Genomic DNA, 5,632 nt, shown 5'->3' with positions numbered 1-5,632 from the left:
GTGACGTCACCGTTGGCGGCGACGCTGACCGTGAACACCAGCAGGTTGGTGGTGGCCGTGCGGCCTTCAACCACGGCGCCGTTGAGCGACAGGTTCACTGCCTCGCCGGTGGCCGTGTCAGTCAACCCGGAGGCACCCGCCGTCACGCCCAGCGCATAGGTCAATGTACCCGCGCCATCAGCGCCAAACGCCGAGCTGAAGTTGGCGGTAAAGCTCTGAGTGGCGTCGGTCGCCAGTACCGTTTCGTCGACCGTCAGTATGGGCTCGGTGCCGGTGGTGCTGATGCTTGGTCCATCGTCCTCGAACACCAGGTTTTGCCCGATGTTGAGGGTCGCCTGGGCACTGTCGCCGTCCTTGTCAGTGATGGTTGCGGTCAGGGTTACCAGAGTGTCCGCCGACAAAGTCGTCGAATCATCGGGATTGGTCGCGTCGGGATGCACCACGGCGCGCAGCTGGTCGAGCGTGACGTCACCATTGGCGGCCACGCTGAACCAGCAGGTTGGTGGTGGCCGTGCGGCCTTCGACTACACCGCCGTTGAGCGACAGGTTGACCGCTTCGCCGGTGGCCGTGTCGGTCAGTCCCGAAGGGCCGGCCGTCATGCCCAGCGCATAGGTCAATGTGCCCGCGCCATCAGCGCCAAATGCCGAGCTGAAGTTGGCGGTAAAGCTCTGGGTGGCGTCGGTCGCCAGTACCGTTTCGTCTACCGTCAGTAGGGGTTCCGTGCCGGCGGCGCTGACGCTTGGTCCGTCGTCCTCGAAGATCATCTTGGAGCCGATTTCGGCGATCGTATTAGAGGCTTGGCGTAGCGTGAAGCCGCCGATATCAAAATCGGCGTGGTCATTGCCCCTGGCATCGACGGCCGCCCCGTTCTCGATGAGTACGCGGTTGTGATTCGCCGTTGTGGTGTACTCAATCTGGTAGCCGGCCAAAACGCCGGTGACGGTTGCAACCCCACCCGTAAAGGTAATGGCAATGGACGGATCATTCACCGAACCGTCTGAATTCTCGATCACCTGCCCGGTGCTGATGTTGAAGACCCGAACATTGGTGATGGCAATCGCCGCATCACCCGCATAGCCGTTGACGAAGTTCACACCAGGTTCAGCAGCGGTGTTGAATGCGCTGATTTTTACCACCGCACTCTTGCCGCCTTGCAACTGCACGACATCGAAACTGGCCGATGTCGAATTGAAGACGCCGGTAAAGTCGATGTTGGATTCAACATCGGCTTCGGTCTGACTCAGGTTGGGAACGGTCACATCCTGCCTGGCGCCCGTGACGAACGAAAAGCGGATGCCTTCCTGTTCCGTAATCATCTGATTATTGGTGCCGATGGTGGTCGGGCCACCTCCCTGGCTGGTATTGATCGTGTCGCCAGTGTTTATATTGGCGCCGCTCGACTGGTCTGCGGGGTTCTTGCCGGTAGCGATGATGGTGGTATCGGTGATCCGCACGACACCATTGACCGTTTCAGTGGTCGGGTTCGCTTTCGTGAACATCAGAAAGAGGTTCTGACCGGAGGGCGCACCGGCGAGACTGAAACCCTGGTCCTGGGTAGCTCCGACGAAAACCTTATCCAGCAGATTGAGCGAATCATCGGGGTTCGTAGCATCTGGATGCTTGAGCGGTTGGTATTCCACGGTCCAGATCTTGCCGCCGGTGACTGGGGATCCGGTTTCTTCGATGTAGGCCGCGAACACGATGGCGCCATTTGCGCCCCCGGCTCGGCCCAGAAGGATGTTGTTGTTCGTGTCTGTAAAGAGAAGGATGCTGGTGCCATCAAGGGTGTCCAGTCCGCTGTCCACGCCATTGAGAGGGGCGCCAGCGCTGTCGACGAAGCGAATATCGGTAATGCTTCCTCCGCCAGTGATGGTGAACGCATTGCTGCCCGTGTTGCCCGCGGCACCGGTATAGCCACTCAAGGCCGCACCCGTTGCGGTAGCTGCTCCAAGTGCAGTCAAACGAGTAGAGAAGGTCGAGGGCAGGGATGCTACTAGAATGTCGTTGTCGTCAGCGTCTCCTGCAGGGGTTGGAGTGGCGGTGGCGTTCTGTAACCCGACCGTTTCGTCCAGCGTAACGTTCTCGCCGGCGACCACGGCGCTCAGAGCGCTGGCCATAACCGACGTTGGGGGATCGTTCGTTAGGGATGAGGTTTGCTCGCGAATAGCCATGACTTACTCCTGAGCAATTACAGTCATTGAGGTCCGACCATTGACCTCTACAACTATGACCAAGCGCCGGGAATTGCGCATCGGCCGAAACTCCCAAGCGGGATAGGAGTTTCGGCCTATTTGGGAGGGGGAAATGCGATGCCCCTCCTTTAACCCGGGAAGCCCGTTTGGCTTCGTTGGCTCAGTAACGAGGCGGCCCAATAAAAACGGCCTGGTCCCTTGTGGGGAGCCAGGCCGTGTGCCTACAGCGATGTTCAGACAATGTCAGTGGGAGCGATGTTGGTCACACCGACCAACTGGATGATGTTGGTAATGCCATTGCCGTCACCGTCGAATGCCAGGTAGCCGTCGCCTCCAACGACGCCAAAGTAGTAGTCCGTCGTACCGTCCAGTGCGGTATCGGCGGCGGCTGTGAACGCCGCCAGGTTGGTGACCGGTGCCAGTACTTCGGTGTAGTTCGTCGCCGACCCCGCCGCCGTGAAGTTGAGCGTGTCAACGCCGGTGGCAAAGCCGCCATCGATGACAGTCAAGGCCATGGAGAACAGCCCGTCGACGTCGGTGTCTGCGATCACGAACGTCTGCGCACCCGCTGAGGCCGTCACGCGGTTATCGCCAGCGATCGTCACGTCCAGGGTTTGCGTAGCCGTCGCGTCACCGTCGGCATCTACCAGCGCTACATCGAAGGTCAGGTGGGCGTCCGGTGTCGACGTGGACACGAAGCCGATGTTGACGATCTTGATGGGTTCGTTATTCCCCTCGGTCGTGTCACCGCCGAAAGCTGTCAGGCTAGAACTGAGCGTTGCACCCTCAACCGCCGGAGTCGCGGGATTGTCGATGACCCCATTGAGCTGGTACCCGCTTCCGCTTGTGCCTTGGGTCGATGTCACCACTTGCGCGCCCTGGATCGAGTAGTGTTCTCCAGTGAAGTTGTAGTCATTGCTCTCGAAGACCACGATGCCGTTTTGTGCCTTGGCCACGAATCCGTAGGTGGGCACACTGTCATTGAGAACGTCGTCATTGCCCATTGAGTTTCCAACAATGAAGGTCCGATTGATGGTTGCCCCGGAAATGTCATCAACCAGCTTCAATACCACCAGCATGTCTTTGCCGGCGCCAATACCGGCCTGTGTGAACTCGAGAAAGATCGCCTTGCTCGTGGCCCTGTCCAGGGCAGAATCGGTGTGCCCTTTGGGATTTGCGGTGTAGAAGTCCAGATCAATCACCTCGTCCGATTGGAGCGTGTCGCTGGCAGCGCCAATCGAATCCGATGAGACCGTGACATACCGTCGATCATTCGAGAACAAGCCTGTGGCGGTATCGTAAGCGAAGGTTTGGGCCGTCCCGTTATTCACGCCGAATCCTTCGAACTGCACAAAGAAGTTGCTGGCCAGCGTCATCACAGAGACCGGCGGATTCGATCCAGCGATCGCGTCTGAGTTGAACGCATAACCCTGAAGGGGGTTTCCAGGCGTCGAGGTGTTCAGGATGCTGAAGCTCTCGATCTCCTGAGCCAGTTTCAAGGTATAGGTGTCCGCCACCTTGTCAAAGATCAGCGTGCCGGTGGCGTTGCTGGTCGCACCCTGCGATGGATTGTTGGACACGTAGGTGAAGCCCACGTTGAACGTCGCCTGGGTATCATTCTCCGAGGCCCACGTCACCGATTTGTTGGTGATGGCGTTCGCACCCACCGTAACGCCCGTGAGGGCCACGGACTGGAAGTCGGAGTTCGACGCACTGTAAGGCACCACATGCTTGTCCGCGCCAATCGAGTAAGCGAAGACGCCCGTGCCACCGATATCCGTCAAAGCCGCCCCGTTGCTGCTGTTCGCGTAGACCAGACTCGACTTGGCCGTCACGACCGGGGTGTCGTCATCGACGTTGATCCCCAGCGTGCCGTCGGCCGTATCGCCATCACCATCGGTCACCCGGTAGCTGATGGTGAACGCCTGGTTGTTCTCGTTCAGACCTGTCGTATGAAGGATCGGATTGTTTTGCACCACCGAGTAGGCGCCTGTTGCCGCAACCATCGTCAGGGTCAGCACCGTGGTCGTGCCCTGCTTGACCAACAAGCTGGTGCCATCGGCCACATAGGTGAAGCCTGTGGGCGCTCCGCTGGTCAGATACGCCACCGTGCCAGCCCCGTCCTGACCAAAGTCGTGGCCCAGCGTGCCGCTTGCGTTAGCCGCGTTTACATCGTCGTCCGTACCGCCGGGATTGCCACCGGTGAGTGCATCGTCGTCGAGCAACACCGTGCTGTTGGCTGACACCGCCGGCCCGTCGTCGTCGAAGTTGATGTCGTCGCCAATGCCGACGCTATCGGTGCTGGTGTCGCCGTCGCCGTCGGTCACCGTCACCACTGCGTTGATCAGACCGGCCAGATCGACCTGGTCGTCATGGGCCGCCGCCGAGCTGCCGGCGACAGGGTGCGTGAGCGAGACATATTGCGCGACCGCCACGTTGCCGTCCTGCAGCAGCGCAATCGCGAACGCCGCCGGATCGGCTCCCGTGACCGTGCCATTGGCCACGTCATAGCGGCCGACAATCAGATCGCCTTCCTTGAACAGCTTGATGTCCTTGCCATCGGTCGTGTTGAGCAGCGAGTCGGTGCCGTCACCGCCCACAATCGCCAGCGACAGCACTTTCGTCGCACCCTCCTGGTCCTGGCCAAAGCTGCTGAGCGCCGTGGTGGCCAAAGGCGTGGTGCTGATCGCGAACTCTGTTGGATTCAAGTCCGTGCCCTTGTTCGCCACTTCTGTGTCGAACAGCGCCAGAACCGCCGCCGCGTCGCTGTCGTTATCCTGGTTGCCGGCCGTCTCGTCGATCGTCACTGAACCGCCGCCATCGGCCACATCCGCGCTCGGCCCGTCGTCGTCGAAGTTGATGTCGTCGCCGATGCCGACGCTATCGGTGCTGGTGTCGCCGTCGCCGTCGGTCACTGTCACTACCGCATTGACCAGACCGGCCAGATCAACCCGGTCGTCATGGTCCGCCGCCGAACTGCCGGCGACAGGGTGCGTGAGCGAAACATACTGCGCCACCGCCACGTTGCCGTCCTGCTGCAGCGCAATCGCGAACGCCGCCGGATCATCTGCCGTGACCGTGCCATTGGCCACGTCATAGCGGCCGACAATCAGATTGCCTTCCTTGAACAGCTTGATGTCCTTGCCATCGGTGGTGTTGAGCAGCGAGTCGGTGCCATCACCGCCCACAATCGCCAGCGACAGTACTTTCGTCCCGCCAGCGGCGTCCTGGCCAAAGCTGCTGAGCGTCGTGGTGGCCAAAGGCGTGGTGCTGATCGCGAACTCCGCCGGATTCAAGTCCGAGCCCTTGTTCGTCACTTCTGTGTCGAACAACGCCAGAACCGCCGCCAGGTCGCTGTCGTTATCCTGGTTGCCGGCCGTCTCGTCGACCGTCACCGCGCCACCGCCATCAGCCACGTCCGCGCTCGGCCCGTCGTCGT

General features: G+C 60.5%; 1 protein-coding gene and 1 pseudogene. Both read right to left on the bottom strand.

Going from position 1 to position 5,632, the window contains the following annotated elements:
• Positions 1–2,172: pseudogene (locus PMI30_RS0129785) on the bottom strand (DUF5801 repeats-in-toxin domain-containing protein); the annotation flags it as partial.
• A gap of 254 nt (positions 2,173–2,426) precedes the next feature.
• Positions 2,427–5,609 (bottom strand): DUF5801 repeats-in-toxin domain-containing protein, encoded by a 3,183-nt coding sequence (locus PMI30_RS30130; protein WP_238542012.1) that lies wholly within the window; start codon positions 5,607–5,609, stop codon positions 2,427–2,429.
• Between the last annotated feature and the right edge of the window lie 23 nt (positions 5,610–5,632).

Source organism: Pseudomonas sp. GM50 (genome assembly GCF_000282375.1).
Taxonomy (GTDB): domain Bacteria; phylum Pseudomonadota; class Gammaproteobacteria; order Pseudomonadales; family Pseudomonadaceae; genus Aquipseudomonas.
Note: the sequence above shows the minus strand (reverse complement) of the source record. Positions and strands in the feature narration are given on the sequence as shown.